We start from the raw sequence: 15,730 nt of genomic DNA on the forward strand, positions 1-15,730 counted from the left end.
GGCTCAGGCACTCCAGAGGTTCAGCGCTGAGCGTGCCGCCGGCACCGGGCCGTCGGCCAGTCGCAGCAGCTCGGCAGCTTGCAGAGCGAGGGGGCTCGGACGGGGCTGGGCGTAGCTCTTGAGGAATGCGTGGGGGGCGATTCGGGCACCTGGAGGAATCGGGTCATGTGGAGCCTCTGGTGCGTCCTGCATGGCTGCCCGTCCTGCAGCTGCGTCACGGCCCGTAGAATCGGGGTTCCCACCGCGCTGCGCCCAGATTGGATGATCACCCACCTCATGTCCGCCTCACCATCGAATGACTCCCACTCCGTTTCCGCGGGCCACCTATCGGACCCGGACACCGTGGAACCTGAGCGGGAGCACAAACGCGCCCGGCGCCACCGCCTGGCCGGAGCCATGTTCGGTGTGGGAATCGTGCTGTTGTTCGTGGCCTCCTGGGCTTTCCCGGAGGGGCTGATTCATGTGGCCCGCGCCACGGCCGGGGAGTATGCCACCCCCATGAGCACGCGTGGTTGGGTGACTGCCATCTTGGGGCCCATCGCCCTGGTGGTCAGTGGTGCACTGCTGGTGGTCGGGTTCTGGATGCGTCAGCGCAACAAGGAAGCGGTCTCCTATGAGGACCGAGCGTTGGACCATGCCTGGGGTGATGAAACTTTCACCGACTACAACCCGCAGGACTACCGCTGAGCTGTGATCGTGGGCCACTGTGGTGGTGTCCGTGGGCGCCTGTGGCGGGTGGCTCCGCCATCACTTTCCGGTGAGAACGCCTTTTACCACGTGCTCAGCGACGTGCACCGGTGATGTCCGGCCTGAAGTGGACTTCCCCAGTATCGTCGTCTTCATCAAGACCATGGCCCAGTGCCACGTAGGCGGTGCGAACAAGGCCAGGGCCTTCCTGCGCGACCCTCTGCATCCCCGGGGAGTGGTCACAGCCCCTGACCTGGACCAGGGGTTCCTGGGTCCGGGCGAACTCGCGCTCCTTGGCCAGTCTGAGCAACCGTGATTCCAGCGATTTCCACATCATTCGACAGGCGATTGATGAAACTCCACACCCTACGGTGCCGATGAATTTCCGGGGCCAGGTGATGTACACCACCCAGAGGACGTAAGAAGTGCCCGAGATAGGATTCGAACCTACGACTTCTTGCTCCGGAGGCAAGCGCTCTATCCACTGAGCTACTCGGGCATGACCGCCCCGGGATCGCCGCGACGGACCCCAAGACTGTACCACCGCGGCGAGCATGGTCATGACATCCATGACCTCCCACCGAGATCGATCGGACCGGCTGGAACGCATACAACCGCTAGACTGTCCCGGTGACTCCCGAAGAATTGACTGCCGTTGTATCCGCATGTCTGCGTGAGGCCGTGACTCAGGGGGAGTTGTCCCTCCTGGAAGGTACAGAGCTGCCTGACGTCAAGGTTGAGCGTCCCAAGAACCGTGACCACGGGGATTGGGCCACCAACATCGCCATGCAGCTGACCAACAAGGTCGGCAAGCCGCCGCGTGAGGTTGCCGCTGTGCTGCAGCGGCGGTTGCAGGCGCATGACGGCGTCGCTTCCGTTGACATCGCAGGTCCGGGTTTCTTGAACATCACTCTCGACACGGCTGCTGCGGGTGAGCTGGCGCGCACTGTTGTTGAGGCCGGCCGTGACTACGGCCGCAGTTATTCATTGGCTGGGACCACCATCAACTTGGAGTTCGTCTCCGCCAACCCCACGGGTCCCATTCATCTGGGCGGTACCCGGTGGGCCGCCGTCGGCGATTCTCTGGCGCGGGTGTTCCAGGCGCAGGGTGCTGAGGTGACCCGCGAGTACTATTTCAACGATCACGGTGCGCAGATCGACCGTTTTGCAAGCTCTCTGCTGGCCGCGGCTCGCCATGAGCCGACTCCTGAGGATGGCTACGGCGGTGCGTACATCGCGGAGATCGCTGACCGGGTGCTGGCCGCCAACCCTGACGCGCTGCAGGCAGAGGACCCGCAGGAGGCCTTCAGGGCAGCGGGTGTGGACTTCATGTTCGGCGACATCAAGGAGTCCCTGCGCGAATTCGGCGTGGAGTTCGATGTCTGGTTCCACGAGAATTCGCTGTTCGAGGACGGCGCCGTGGAGACCCTGTTGGAGCAGCTGAAGTCCCAGGACTCCCTGTACTTCAACGACGGCGCCTGGTGGCTGCGCTCCACTGACCACGGGGATGACAAGGACCGCGTGGTCATCAAGTCCGATGGCAACGCCGCCTACATTGCCGGAGACATCGCCTACTTCAAGAACAAGCGCGACCGCGGCGCTGATCTGTGCATCTACATGCTGGGTGCGGATCACCACGGTTACGTGGCCCGTCTGAAGGCCGTGGCGGCCAGCTTGGGGGATGACCCCGCCAAGGTGGAGGTCATGATCGGCCAGATGGTGAATCTGGTGAAGGACGGCGTGGCGGTGCGCATGTCCAAGCGGGCTGGAACCGTGGTCACCATGGAGGACTTGGTGGGTGCCGTGGGCGTGGATGCCGCACGGTACTCTCTGACTCGGTATTCGGTGGACTCCAACATCGACATCGACCTTGACCTGTTGGTCAAGCGCTCCAATGAGAACCCCGTGTTCTACGTCCAGTACGCCCATGCGCGGACCTGCGCGGTGGACCGCAACGCGGAGGCCGCCGGTGTCACTCGGGACGGTTTTGACGCATCTCTGCTCTCGCATGAGACGGAGGGCGAGTTGCTGGCCGCACTGGGCGCCTACCCCTCCGTGGTGGCTGAGGCCGCGCAGCTGCGCGAGCCCCACCGTGTGGCCCGCCACCTGGAGGTACTGGCCGGGGCCTATCACCGGTGGTATGCCGCATGCCGTGTGACCCCGCTGGCTGACGAGGAAGTCTCTGACACCCACCGCACGCGCCTGTGGCTCAATGACGCCACACGTCAGGTGCTGGCCAACGGCCTGGAGTTGCTGGGCGTTTCCGCACCCGAAAGGATGTGACCGTGAGCAAGTTCGAGCAGTTCGACGCCTACGACGACGCCGACGACGTCGTCACCACCGGCTTCCGCCTCCGCCCCGTTCCTGTGGTTGAACCGCAGCAGGAGGACACCTGGCAGACGGGGCCCAGCACCTTGGCGCCGTCATGGTTGAGCGTGCCGAGTGACTGGCAGGAGTTGGACCGCAAGATCTGGCCGGATGCCTTTGGGCGGGGGACCAACGGGCAGCTGACGGTCTGCGGGATCAGCATGGCCAAGCTGGCCGAAACCTACGGAACCCCGCTGTACGTGATCTCGGAAGACACCTTCCGTGATCGCGCCCGCGGCTTCCGGGAGGCTTTCGAGTCGGCCTTTTCCCGGGTGGGCACGGAGGTTTCCGTGTACTTTGCCGGTAAGTCCTTCCTGACCCCGGAGGTGGTGCGCTGGGTCCGTGAGGAAGGACTGAATCTGGACACCGCATCCGGTGGGGAAATGGCCTGTGGTCTGCGCGGTGGCATGGACCCGGCCCGCATGGCCCTGCACGGCAACAACAAATCGGCTGCTGAAATCACTCGGGCACTGGATGCCGGTGTGGGGCGCATTGTGGTGGATTCCCTGCCGGAGATCGAACTGGTGGGGCGTCTGGCCCGCACCTTGGGCGTGACGGCTCCGGTGATGCTGCGGGTGACCCCCGGTGTGCACGCCGAAACCCATGACTTCATTGCCACCGCCCATGAGGACCAGAAGTTCGGAATGTCCCTGGCCCCGGCACGTGCCACGGATGCCCAGGCAGCGGACGCATTGGCTGACGACTCCAGTGTGAGCACCCAGGATGTTGCAGATGGGTCCGCAGCTGCTGAACTTCCGTCGGCGGCCATGCGTGCTGTGAGTGCTTGTGTGGCTCACCCCAACATTGATCTGCAGGGCATTCATTGTCACATCGGATCCCAGATTTTTGCGGCCGAAGGCTTTGCCCAGGCCGCCGAGCGAGTCCTGACGTTCATGGCTGAGGTCAGGGAGAAGTTCGGTGTTCAGCTGCCCCAACTGGACCTGGGCGGCGGTTACGGGATCGCCTACACGGAGGCGGACACACCGCGGCCTGCCCAGGAGATTGCCGATGCCCTGGCACAAGCCGTGCAGGGTACGTGCCGGCTGCTGGACTTCCCCGTCCCACACCTGTCCTTTGAACCCGGGCGAGCCATTGTGGGCCCAGCCGGAATCACCCTCTACACGGTGGGCACGCTCAAGGCCGTCACGGTGGAACCGGGCCAGGCCCGCCGTTACGTCTCCGTGGACGGTGGTATGTCTGACAACCCACGCCCGGTGCTCTACGGCGCGGACTATTCCGTGGTGGTGGCTGATGCCAAGGGTGGGCTCAGTACCGGGGACCCGGTGTTTTCCCGCGTGGTGGGCAAACATTGCGAATCCGGGGACATCGTGGTCAACACCACCTACTTGCCCTCCGACCTGACCGCAGGTGATCTGCTGGCCGTGCCGGCAACGGGCGCTTACTGCTGGGCGCTGTCCAGCAACTACAACTGGTTGCCGCGCCCCACGGTGGTGGCTGTGCGCACCGTGGACGGGGAAGGACAGTCCCGCGTGATTGTCCGGGGGGAAACCGAGGACGACCTTTTTGCCCGCATGTCCGTGGAGCCTGCAGATTCCCCTGATGTTCCAGGTTCCTGACCACCAGCATCCGTTTGACCACGGGCAGATCACATCCGCCCTGACCCATTGCCTTTCACGCACTACGTCTTGGAGCACCCTGTGACCAATTCTTCCCAGAGCCAGAGGCCGGCAAGCTCTGCTTCTGAATCATCCGTTCCCACCGTGCGCGTGGCCCTGTTGGGTGCCGGCAACGTGGGCGCGGAGGTGGCCCGGATTCTGCTCACGGACGCCGTTGAGCTGGGGGAGCGGATCGGCGCCCGCCCTAAGTTGATCGGCATTGCTGTTCGCGACGTCGATTCTCCGCGCACCGTCACGCTGCCCCTGGAATTGTTCACCACGGATGCCGACGCCCTGATCGATGACGCCGATGTGGTGGTTGAACTCACCGGTGGCATTGAGCCGGCCAAGACTCGGATCCTGCGTGCACTGAATGCAGGCAAGCCCGTGATCTCCGGTAACAAGGCACTGCTGGCCCAGCACGGTGAGCAGTTGCATGCCGCCGCTGAGGCCGCTGGGACCAGCATTTCCTACGAGGCCGCTGTGGCAGGTGCCATTCCGATTGTGCGCCCCATGTTGGACTCGCTGTCCGGGGACAAGGTCAAACGGGTGCTGGGCATCATGAACGGCACCACCAACTACATCCTGGACCAGATGGACACCACGGGTGCCAGCTTCGATGACGCCCTGGCTGAAGCACAGCGGTTGGGGTACGCAGAGGCTGACCCCACGGCCGACGTCGAAGGTCATGACGCCGCATCCAAGGTAGCCATTCTGGGTGGGATCGCGTTCCACTCGTCCTACACGTTCGACGACGTCTACTGCCGCGGGATCACCGGGGTCACGGCAGAGGACGTTGAAGCTGCACGCCGGTCCGGTTTTGTGATCAAGCTCTTGGGTGTGGCCGAGCGGGTCACCGAGGGTGAGGGTGATCAGGCGCAGGAAAAGGTGAATCTGCGCGTGGTGCCCACCATGCTGCCGCGCAAACATCCCTTGGCCGGTGTGCACGGCGCCTTCAACGCCGTGTTCGTGGAGGCGGAAAACGCCGGTGAACTGATGTTCTACGGACCTGGCGCCGGTGGCGCGCCCACAGCTTCCGCCGTCATGGGGGACCTGGTGGCAGCACTACGCCGCTCCGTGGCAGGTGGTCCCGGCGTGGGTCCCACCTTCCACGCAGGCTTGCCTGCCACAGGCATGGACGGGGTCAAGACCAGTTTTGCTCTGACCCTGCTGTGTCCGGACCGTACCGGTGTTCTGGCGGAGATCTCTTCCGTGTTCGCCGAGCACGGGGTGTCCATCTCCACCATGCAGCAGCGCGACCTTCCGGAAGACCCCGCCCATCCGGGCCAGGGTCAGGCCGAACTGAGGTTTGTGACCCACCGGGCGCGCAATGCCGACCTGGTCCGGACTGTGGAGGCCATCCGCCAGATGGACGTGGTCCTGGACATGCGCGGGCTGATCCGCGTGGAGAACGACAACTGAATCAGCCCCATCAGAGCAACGGAGCCCGGAAACGGAGCTCCACACCGATGTTGAACAGACTCAGGAGAGAACCATGGCGCACTTGTGGCAAGGCGTGATCAACGAGTACCGAGACCGCCTGCCGGTCACCGATTCCACCCCTGTGGTGACCATGGGGGAGGGTGGCACACCGCTGATCAAGGCCCACGCCCTGTCCGAACTGACGGGCAATCATGTCTGGGTCAAGTTCGAGGGCATGAACCCCACGGGTTCCTTCAAGGACCGTGGCATGACCATGGCCATCACCCGCGCCAAGGAAGAAGGTGCCAAGGCCGTGGTGTGTGCCTCCACGGGCAACACCTCCGCTTCAGCTGCCGCCTACGCCAAGCAGGCCGGCATGCGCTGCGCGGTCCTGGTGCCGGAGGGCAAGATCTCCATGGGCAAAATGGCTCAGGCCGTGGCGCACGGGGCGGACATCATCCAGATCGACGGCAACTTTGACAACTGCTTGGAGGTGGCCCGCAAGCTCTCCGATTCCTACCCGGTGTTCCTGGTCAACTCCGTGAACCCGTACCGTATCCAGGGCCAGAAGACCGCTGCCTTTGAGGTGGTGGACGCCTTGGGCGATGCCCCGGATTACCACATCCTGCCGGTGGGCAACGCCGGGAACATCACCGGTTACTGGAAGGGCTACACGGAGTACGCGTCCACCTTCACCAATGACGCCGGGACAGACCTGCCCGCTGTGGCCACCAAGACCCCCGTCATGTGGGGTTTCCAGGCCGAAGGTGCAGCACCTCTGGTGGCGGGGCACCCGATCGATCAGCCGGAGACCATTGCCACGGCCATCCGGATCGGCAACCCGGCCTCCTGGGACACCGCCATTGCCGCCCGGGACGAGTCCGATGGGTTGATCGAATCCGTCACGGATGAGGAGATCATCGAGGCCCAGCGTTTCCTGTCCTCCCGTGACGGGGTGTTTGTGGAGCCTGGTTCGGCTGCAGGTGTGGCCGGTCTGCTGAAGAAATTCCGTGCAGGGGCTGCACCGTCCGAGGCCACCATTGTGATCACGGTGACCGGCCACGGGCTCAAGGATCCTCAGTGGGCCATCAAGGGTGCTGAAGCAGAGGACCCCACGGCAGCTGAGCCCCGGCGGGTGGACTTTGACGTCGTCTCCGTGGCGGCGGCTCTGGGACTGGAGTGATTCCTGTGGTGTCTGCACGGATCAACCAGGAACGGGGCATGTGATGCAGTGGCGTGAGGTCTTGACGCCGGACCGAGCGGTCACGGTGGAGGTTCCTGCCTCCAGCGGCAACGTGGGACCTGGTTTTGACAGCTTGGGCCTAGCTCTGAGCCATGACGACACCGTGCGGGTGGAGATCCGGGAAGCGGGACTGGAGTTCGATCTCAACGGGGAAGGCAGCGAATCCGTGCCCCGCACGGAGGACCACCTCTTGGTGCGCGCCATCCGCGCAGCCTGGACCGCAGCCGGGCTTGAGGATCAACCGGGTCTGCACCTGACCACCAGAAACCGGATCCCTCACGGCCGCGGCATGGGGTCATCAGCCACATGTGCCGTGGCGGGGGTGGTGGCGGCCAACGCTTTGCTGCCGGAATCCGCGCAGTTGGATGATGACCAACTCCTTCAGGTCAGCGCTGCCATGGAGGGTCACCCGGACAACGTGGCGCCCTCGCTCAACGGTGGCCTGACCATTTCCTGGGGGGAGCCGGGAACCTGGCGTTGCGCACCGGTGGAGGTCCACCACGACGTCGTCCCCGTGGTGGCCATTCCCAATTACGAGGTCTCCACAGCACTTGCGCGCTCCCTGCTGCCCGGTGAAGTTGATCACCGCACGGCAGCCGTCAACGCTGGACGCGCAGCCCTTCTGGTGGAGGCTCTGACCCGCCGCCCCGAGCTGCTTCTGCCGGCCACCCATGACGGTCTGCACCAGCCGTTCCGGGCACCGGCCATGCCTCCCAGCGCTGCCCTGGTGGCTCACCTGCGGGAGCACGGCCATGCGGCCCTGATCTCCGGGGCGGGTCCCACTGTCCTCACTGTGGCGCCGTCCACCGCGGCTGCCGATGAGGCGGAGGCTGAGATCGCGCGGTTCGTGGCTGATCCGGAAGCTGACCGTGAACACGTCACCTGGCGTGTTCTGCGGCTGACCGTACCCAAGCAGGGTGCTAGGGTGGTCGAGTACCTCAACATGTGATCTGATCCAGGTCACTCAGGTACATCCCGACTCCGTGAACAATCACCGGGCGGTGCGGCATTGCATCGTCTCAGTGGTGAACAGTTCAGGGGTTAGGCGGTTCAACGACCATCGGAACCCTGTTGTGGGTCTCCGGTATCACGGTCAACCGTGACGTTCATCAGCTTCAGCCAACGGTGCGGTGTGCCCGTACCACTGCTGGGCTGACCCACGAACCGCCGCTGACCACACCCCGTCTGATCGGGTGTGGGCGGCCCGCTGTGTGCGGCCCGCACCAACAGTCAAGGCAACCGGCGTCTGAGTGCCGATTGCCCCAATCGAGGGAAAAGGAAACCTTCGTGACCGAAACCACCGACCTGAACACCGGGACGGACCAGGACACTTCATCAACCAAGGGCACCGGTCTCTCCGGTCTGAAGCTTGCACAGTTGCAGGCTCTGGCTGCCCAGCTGGGGATCACCGGGGCGCGCCGCATGCGCAAGTCCCTGCTGGTGGACGCCATTGAGGCCCACCAGCGCGGTGGCAGCGTGGCCGCCCGCGACCGCAAGGTCACCGAGCAGATCGAACAGACTGCCCAGCGTGCCTCCGCCAAGGCAGGCATCAACGATGCCCAGGGTTCAGCCGGATCTGAAACCGGTACCGACGACGACGCCCCCGTGGTGGCTGCTCGTACCGGACGCGGCCGGACGCGTCGTGCCTCCAGCGCTGACACCAACGCTGCAAACAATGGGCCTGATGCTGAGGGCAACAGCTCCAACGCCGCGCCTGCTGCAGACTCCGGTGCCTCCGCGCAGACCGGCGAGCAGCAGGAGAACAACTCCCAGGGTGCCGCCACCGCAGGCGACTCCGAGCGCAACGGCGAAAACTCCAACCGCGAGCGTCCTTCTCGCTCCCAGCGTCGCGGCCGCAACCGCGATCAGAACAAAAATGACAACGCCGGGGAGAACACCGGTCAGGCCGGCAACGACGACTCCTCCGACTCCGAATCCTCCTCTGGCTCGGAGGAGAACCAGAACGAGTCCGGAAACCGTCGCAACCGTCAGGGTCGCAATCAGGACGGCCAGAAGAACGACCGGAACAACCGCAACGGCGGTCGAGACGGCAACAATGGCCGAGACGGTAACAACGGCCGGGACAGCAACAACGACGACTCCGGCAACAAGAACAAGCAGAACAAGAACAAGCAGGGCGGCCGCAACGACAACCAGGGCGGCGGCCAAGGCAACAGCGGCAATCAGGGTAATAACGGCCCCGATGACGACGGCGGATCGCGCCGCAACCGCCGTAACCGCAACCGCAACGACCGCAATGACCGCCGCAACCGGCGCAATCGCAACAACGGCCCCGAGGTGGATGACACGGAGCCCACGGAGGACGATGTCCTGCTGCCCGTGGCCGGTATCCTGGACGTGCTGGACAACTACGCCTTCGTCCGTACCTCCGGTTACCTGCCCGGTCCCAACGACGTCTACGTCTCCTTGGCCCAGGTCAAGAAGCACAACCTGCGCAAGGGCGACGCCGTCGTCGGTGCCATCCGAGCACCCCGTGACGGTGAGGACAACAGCCGCAACCAGCGCCAGAAGTTCAACGCGCTGGTCCAGCTGACCAGCGTCAACGGCAAGAAGCCGGAAGAACTCACGGACCGCGTGGACTTCTCCAAGCTGGTTCCCCTCTACCCGCAGGAGCGCCTGCGCCTGGAGAACGAGCCCAAGAAGATCGGTCCGCGCGTGGTGGATCTTGTGGCTCCCATCGGCAAGGGCCAGCGTGGCCTGATCGTCTCCCCGCCCAAGGCAGGCAAGACGCTCATGCTGCAGTCCATTGCCAACGCGATCACCACCAACAACCCTGAGGTGCACCTGATGATGGTGCTGGTGGACGAGCGTCCGGAAGAAGTCACGGACATGCAGCGCACCGTCAAGGGTGAGGTCATCGCCTCCACCTTCGACCGCCCCGCCGATGACCACACCACCGTTGCCGAGCTGGCCATCGAGCGTGCCAAGCGCCTGGTGGAACTGGGGATGGACGTGGTGGTCCTGCTGGACTCCATGACCCGCCTGGGACGCGCCTACAACTTGGCTGCACCTGCTTCCGGGCGCATCCTCTCCGGTGGTGTGGATTCCGCTGCTCTGTACCCGCCCAAGCGGTTCTTCGGCGCAGCCCGCAACATTGAAGGTGGCGGTTCGTTGACCATCCTGGCCACCGCCCTGGTGGAGACCGGATCCAAGATGGACGAGGTCATCTTTGAGGAGTTCAAGGGCACCGGCAACATGGAACTGCGTCTGTCCCGTCAGCTGGCTGACAAGCGCATCTTCCCGGCCGTGGACGTCAATTCCTCCGGTACCCGCCGTGAAGAGTCCCTCATGTCCGGTGAGGAACTCAAGATCATGTGGAAGCTGCGCCGAGTGCTATCCAGCCTGGACCAGCAGCAGGCACTGGAACTGCTCACCAACCGTCTGCGGGACACCCAGTCCAACGCGGAGTTCATGATGCAGGTCCAGAAAACCACGCTCAACGTCAAGGCGGACGACGACCGCTAGCCCACACGACCCGGCCCCGGTGGATCCCGGGCGTCCTGACCACAGCACCCCGGTGCACGGTCACGACGCCGGACCCCGGGGCCGTCGTCGTCGTCGGTTCTTGTTTCACACCGGCGCACCGGAAAGATCCCAGGGTGCGCATCTGAAAGGACTCTGCCTTCCGTGGCTGACCCCATCCAGGCTCTGCTTGATGAGCACGCCCAGCTGCAGACGCAGCTGGCCGATCCGGCTGTGCACGCCGACCCCCTGCTGTCCAAGCGGCTGAACCGCCGGTACTCCGAGCTGAACAAGGTGGTTGAGGCTCGCAACATCCTGACCAGCCTGCGGGAGGACCAGGAGACTGCCCAGGAACTGGCCGGGGAGGACCCCGAATTCGCCCGTGAGGCCGAAGCCCTGGGCCCCCGGATCGAGGCGGCTGAGGAGAAGTTGCGGGTGCTGCTGATCCCGCGCGATCCCGACGACGCCCGCGATGCCATCCTGGAAATCAAGGCCGGTGAAGGCGGGGCGGAATCGGCGTTGTTCGCCGGAGACCTTCTGCGCATGTACTTGCGATTTGCCGAGTCCAAGGGCTGGCGCACTGAGGTCCTGAGCGACACCCCTGCTGATCTGGGTGGCTACAAGGATGTCCAAATCGCGGTTAAGGGACGCTCCGATGACCCCGCAGAAGGGGTCTGGGCGCATCTGAAGTACGAGGGCGGTGTGCACCGCGTGCAGCGTGTCCCGGCCACGGAGTCACAGGGCCGCATTCACACCTCGGCGGCCGGGGTCCTGGCCTTTCCTGAGGTGGAGGCCCCGGAGGAGATCGAGATCCAGGGCAATGACCTCAACATCGACGTCTACCGCTCTTCTGGGCCCGGCGGACAGTCGGTCAACACCACGGACTCTGCCGTGCGGATCACCCACCTGCCCACCGGGATCGTGGTGGCCATGCAGAACGAGAAATCGCAGTTGCAGAACAAGGAAGCCGCCATGCGTGTTCTGCGTGCGCGCCTGTTGGCCCATCAGGCTGAGCAGCAGGCAGCTGAGGCCTCGGCAGCGCGCAAGTCCCAGGTGCGCACCGTGGATCGTTCGGAACGCATCCGCACGTACAACTTCCCGGAGAACCGGGTGGCGGATCACCGCACGGGGTACAAGGCGTACAACTTGGATCAGGTCATGGACGGGGATCTTGGGGCCGTGGTGGCATCGGCCATCCAGATGGATGAACAAGTGCGACTGGCTGCCCTGGGGCAGCGCGGGCAGAGCTGAGAGACCATGACTGAAGCCTCCGACCAGAACCAGGGGTCCATGGACTCGGCCGTCAGGATGACCTCGCTGTCCCAGGCATTGCGATGGGCCACCGGTGAACTCACGGCTGCCGGCGTGGAGACTCCTGAGAACGATGCCGTCCTGATGGCCGGCCACCTCATGGGCCTGGACCGCGGTGAGGTGCAGGCCAAGGCCATCATCGGGGCTGATGTTCCCCAAGGATTCGAGCCGATGGTTCAGCAACGAACACAGCGTGTTCCCTTGCAGCATCTGACCGGGACGGCACCGTTCAGGGGGATCGAGCTGGCCGTGGGGCCGGGGGTCTTCATCCCACGGCCGGAAACCGAGCTCTTGGTGGAGCTGGCCACACAGCGCCTGCGTGCCGACCTGGCAGAAGGCATTGGTCGGCCCGTGGTCATGGATCTGTGCACCGGTTCCGGCGCCATTGCAGCGGCTGTGGCTCACGAGGTCCCGCAGGCTCGCATCCACGCCGTGGAACTCTCAGATGAGGCCTTGGTCTGGGCACAACGCAACCTTGCCCCGTACAAACGTGTGGAGCTACGTCAGGCGGATGCCACGGAGGTCCCCGGTGACCTGGTGGGCCGCGTGGACGTGGTGGTCACCAATCCGCCGTACGTCCCGGACAGTGAGCCGCCCGTGAGCCCCGAGGTGACGGATCACGATCCCGCCATGGCGCTGTGGGGTGGCGGAGCAGACGGGATGCGGCTGCCCGTGGCCATCATCCGAGCCGCAGCCCAGGTGTTGCGCACCGGGGGATACATGGTCATGGAACATGCAGAATCTCAGGCCGATGCCGTGCATCAAGCCTATGAGGGCAACGGCTTCACCTCCGTGGAACTGCACCACGATCTCACCGGCCGCCCGCGAGCCACCTCTGCAGTTCTTGCCGCAGGGGAACCTGAATCAGACGGTCCGGATGTGAACCACCACCAGCATGGAGTGCAACAATGACCGGCGTGAACCAGACACCCCAGGAGAACTCCCAGCAGGATCTGCAGGCACAAGACGCGCAGACCCAAGAGATCGGCGCCGTCGTCTACCAGTGCACGCAGGAGAATCAGCGGGCGGTGGCCATCAAGCATGCACAGCAGGCTGTGGCCTCGGACGAGTGCGTGGTCATGCCCACGGACACCGTGTACGGAATTGCAGCCAACGCTTTCTCCGCCGCGGCCGTCCAACGACTCCTGGAGGCCAAGGGCCGCAACCGCACCATGCCACCGCCCGTGTTGATTGCGCATTCCGGGGTCCTGGACGGCTTGGCGGATCAGGTTTCGGACGAGGCCCGTGCACTGGCCCAAGCGTTCTGGCCCGGCGGCCTCACCCTGATCTGCCACTCCCAGCCCTCCTTGCAGTGGGATCTGGGGGAGACCCAGGGGACGGTGGCGCTGAGGGTGCCCGACGACGACGTCGCCCGGGAACTGCTGACCCAAACCGGTCCGTTGGCGGTGTCTTCCGCCAACCGGACAGGCCTGCCGGCTGCCACCACCGTGGAGCAGGCACGGGAGATGCTGCAGGACAAGGTCTCCGTGTACCTGGATGCAGGTGCGCGTGGGAAGGTCAGTTCCAGTGGCTCGTCTGCTCACCCCGTTCTCACGCGAGCACCACAGGCCTCCACCATCGTGGACTGCACCGGCGCCACACCGTTGGTGGTCCGTGACGGAGCCATCACGTTGGCCCAACTGCGTGAGGTGGTGCCCAGTGTCATCGGTACCGGTGGCGGTTCTGAAACTGTCGCCCAGAACTCCGACCCTGCCGACCCGAACACCGCATCTGCGGCCCAGCAAACCACTGAATCTGCCGCCAAGGACACGCTCCAAGCTGGAGGGCAGGGTGAGCCGGTGGATCAAGGAGCCGGTGAATCTGTGGGCGATGGCCGCAGCGAGTCCGGGGCGGCCCAGAACCTTCACGCACCGTCTCAGGCCGACGGCACGGAAGAACACCTAGAAGCGTCGGGGGACTCTGCGACAACGTCCGCACACTCTGACCCTGCCGCGGCCCATCCTGGTACGCATGGCGCATCGACTGAAGGGGTGACCGACTCACCCGAGGGCGATCGCATCAGCACAGACCGTGTGCCTGCGGACCAAGGCGGTCTCGACCACGGCCTTGGCGCCCGTGCCGGTGTGAGCGGTGTCAGTGTGGATCGTCGTCAGGCGGAGGTCCTGGTGGCCAGCGGGGCGGGCTTGGCGGTCAGCACCACTGCAGAACAGACGGATGCCGCGCAGGCAAGACCCCGAACGCAGCATCACCCGGGACCGGACCAGAACCGGCGCCGGACCGGTCGAAGCCCAGCGGCGGGGCAGCCGCAGCCTGTTGACCGGCTCACGGCAGCAGCCCTGGTGGCCCGCGGCAGTGACGACGGATATGACTCCGGGCCGGGAGCCGGCGACCAGAGCCGCAGCTGAACAGAGGAACTGCCCCTCACCGCGCCGCGACCTGCGGTGGGTGAGGGGCAGTTCTTGTATGAGGCTCAAAGGATGTGCAGCGGATGACAGACGCCCACGGCGCTGCCCATCAGGAGCTCACGCGCGCTTGGCATGCACTGCGCGCAGCAGCTCACCAATCTTGGGTGTGGGCAAAAGGCCCTGCTCACGGCCCCATCCCGGGACCTGGTTCTGACCGAACCATGTGACCTCAATGCGCCGCACCGCCCCGTGCCACCGGTTCGCGGCCATGCCTGAGAGAAAGTATCCGGTGGCCACAGCAGCTTTGCACAACGCAGTGGGGAGTTTGACGGGGTGGCGGCGGCCGGCGTCGCGCAGAATGGAAGCTGCCGTGGCACCTTCCCAGGGCAGCAGCACGATCTGGGGCACGGAATCCTTGTGGGTACCCACGGTCACCGTGAACTCAGCCAAGGCATCAATGGAGGTCACCGGCGTGTGAGCGCTGCCATCGCCGGCCACCGAACACAGCGGGGAAGATGCAAAGGCAGCCAAGCGCTTGGTGGTGCCGCGGGTCGGACCCTGGACGGATGTGGCACGCAGAATCACCAGTTCGGGGCGTGCAGGTCGGTCCTCGCGAGCGGCCATGCGCTGCAGCGCGGATTCGCCCAAGGCCTTGGAGAACGAATACGGGGAGAAGGGAGAAGTCCGCGCAGACTCGTCCAGATACGGGGTCTTGCCTTGAACCGCGGCCGAGCTGATGTGCACCACACGTTTGACTCCGGTGCGCTCAGCTGCCGCCAGGATCAACACGGGAAGCATGGCGTTGGCGCCCACCAGGGCATCCTGATCGGTGCCGTCAGGTGTGGCGATACCCGCGGCGTTGACCACAACATCTGCTCCGGCAAAGGAGTCGGCCAGATAGTCGATCACGGACTCCAGGTCCTTGGCCCGGCCCAGCAGATGATGTACGGTTCGGGCGCCGCTGGAGAGCCTGGGAGCCGATACAGCTTGGACGGTGTGACCCTGCGCTCGCAGTTGCCGGGTCACCGCGGAACCCACGAACCCCGTGGATCCCACCACACGCCATGCTCTGGACGTCACAGACCTTCTCCTCTCGGTCGGGCTGGGCAAATGCAGATGCCCACCGCAACATCGTACAGAGAACCAGATGACGTGAACCTCAAGAAGGCGCCCATGACCGGGTGCTAATCTCAGCAGTTCCGACTCTGCATGACGCATCAGGTACCCGTGTGCCC

13 protein-coding genes and 1 tRNA gene are annotated in these 15,730 nt (G+C 64.8%); 10 read left to right on the top strand and 4 right to left on the bottom strand.

Translation table 11 applies throughout. The annotated features are described in order from the left end of the window. Positions 1–3: 3 nt before the first annotated feature. Positions 4–192: a hypothetical protein gene (locus tag GTW58_RS09085; RefSeq protein WP_157980496.1), complete on the bottom strand. Its 189-nt coding sequence runs from the start codon at positions 190–192 to the stop codon at positions 4–6. Positions 193–276: 84 nt separating this feature from the next. On the opposite strand from GTW58_RS09085, the gene GTW58_RS09090 reads away from it, so the two are divergent. Then, the gene (locus GTW58_RS09090; RefSeq protein ID WP_119933066.1) at positions 277–687 is read left to right on the top strand and encodes a hypothetical protein; all 411 of its coding nucleotides are present in this window, start codon (positions 277–279) and stop codon (positions 685–687) included. Between the two features lie 94 nt (positions 688–781). Here the strand turns inward: GTW58_RS09090 and GTW58_RS09095 are convergent, their stop codons facing one another. Both GTW58_RS09095 and GTW58_RS09100 read right to left on the bottom strand, forming a co-directional pair. Beyond that, positions 782–1,024, bottom strand: coding sequence for a hypothetical protein (locus GTW58_RS09095; protein ID WP_119933065.1), 243 nt, complete (start codon positions 1,022–1,024; stop codon positions 782–784). A gap of 89 nt (positions 1,025–1,113) precedes the next feature. Beyond that, positions 1,114–1,186 (bottom strand) — tRNA-Arg (locus GTW58_RS09100). 131 nt (positions 1,187–1,317) lie between these two features. Here GTW58_RS09100 and argS point away from each other — a divergent pair. The 9 genes from argS (at position 1,318) to GTW58_RS15125 (ending at position 14,495) form a co-directional block, all read left to right on the top strand. Then, the gene (gene argS, locus GTW58_RS09105) at positions 1,318–2,970 is read left to right on the top strand and encodes an arginine--tRNA ligase (RefSeq protein ID WP_119933064.1); all 1,653 of its coding nucleotides are present in this window, start codon (positions 1,318–1,320) and stop codon (positions 2,968–2,970) included. An 83-nt stretch (positions 2,971–3,053) separates the two neighbouring features. Continuing rightward, positions 3,054–4,631: a diaminopimelate decarboxylase family protein gene (locus GTW58_RS09110; protein ID WP_189587272.1), complete on the top strand. Its 1,578-nt coding sequence runs from the start codon at positions 3,054–3,056 to the stop codon at positions 4,629–4,631. Positions 4,632–4,712: 81 nt separating this feature from the next. Then, positions 4,713–6,092: a homoserine dehydrogenase gene (locus GTW58_RS09115; RefSeq protein ID WP_119933063.1), complete on the top strand. Its 1,380-nt coding sequence runs from the start codon at positions 4,713–4,715 to the stop codon at positions 6,090–6,092. Positions 6,093–6,165: 73 nt separating this feature from the next. Then, a complete protein-coding gene (gene thrC, locus GTW58_RS09120) occupies positions 6,166–7,275 on the top strand; it encodes a threonine synthase (protein ID WP_119933062.1) in 1,110 nt (369 codons plus the stop codon). 43 nt (positions 7,276–7,318) lie between these two features. Next, entirely contained in the window at positions 7,319–8,284 is a 966-nt protein-coding gene (gene thrB / locus GTW58_RS09125) for a homoserine kinase (protein WP_047688155.1), read from the top strand. 338 nt (positions 8,285–8,622) lie between these two features. Next, entirely contained in the window at positions 8,623–10,821 is a 2,199-nt protein-coding gene (gene rho / locus GTW58_RS09130) for a transcription termination factor Rho (protein ID WP_119933061.1), read from the top strand. Positions 10,822–10,983: 162 nt separating this feature from the next. Continuing rightward, positions 10,984–12,069 (top strand): peptide chain release factor 1, encoded by a 1,086-nt coding sequence (gene prfA, locus GTW58_RS09135; RefSeq protein ID WP_119933060.1) that lies wholly within the window; start codon positions 10,984–10,986, stop codon positions 12,067–12,069. A 6-nt stretch (positions 12,070–12,075) separates the two neighbouring features. Continuing rightward, a complete protein-coding gene (gene prmC / locus GTW58_RS09140) occupies positions 12,076–13,041 on the top strand; it encodes a peptide chain release factor N(5)-glutamine methyltransferase (RefSeq protein ID WP_232818046.1) in 966 nt (321 codons plus the stop codon). Positions 13,042–13,046: 5 nt separating this feature from the next. Continuing rightward, positions 13,047–14,495, top strand: coding sequence for an L-threonylcarbamoyladenylate synthase (locus GTW58_RS15125; protein WP_370448277.1), 1,449 nt, complete (start codon positions 13,047–13,049; stop codon positions 14,493–14,495). 117 nt (positions 14,496–14,612) lie between these two features. Here GTW58_RS15125 and GTW58_RS09150 read toward each other — a convergent pair whose 3' ends face one another. Continuing rightward, positions 14,613–15,575 carry an NAD-dependent epimerase/dehydratase family protein gene (locus tag GTW58_RS09150; RefSeq protein WP_119933058.1) on the bottom strand — a complete coding sequence of 321 codons (963 nt, stop codon included), beginning with the start codon at positions 15,573–15,575 and terminating at the stop codon, positions 14,613–14,615. Between the last annotated feature and the right edge of the window lie 155 nt (positions 15,576–15,730).

It is taken from the genome of Kocuria subflava (assembly GCF_012163155.1).
In the GTDB taxonomy this organism is placed as follows: Bacteria; Actinomycetota; Actinomycetes; order Actinomycetales; family Micrococcaceae; genus Kocuria; species Kocuria subflava.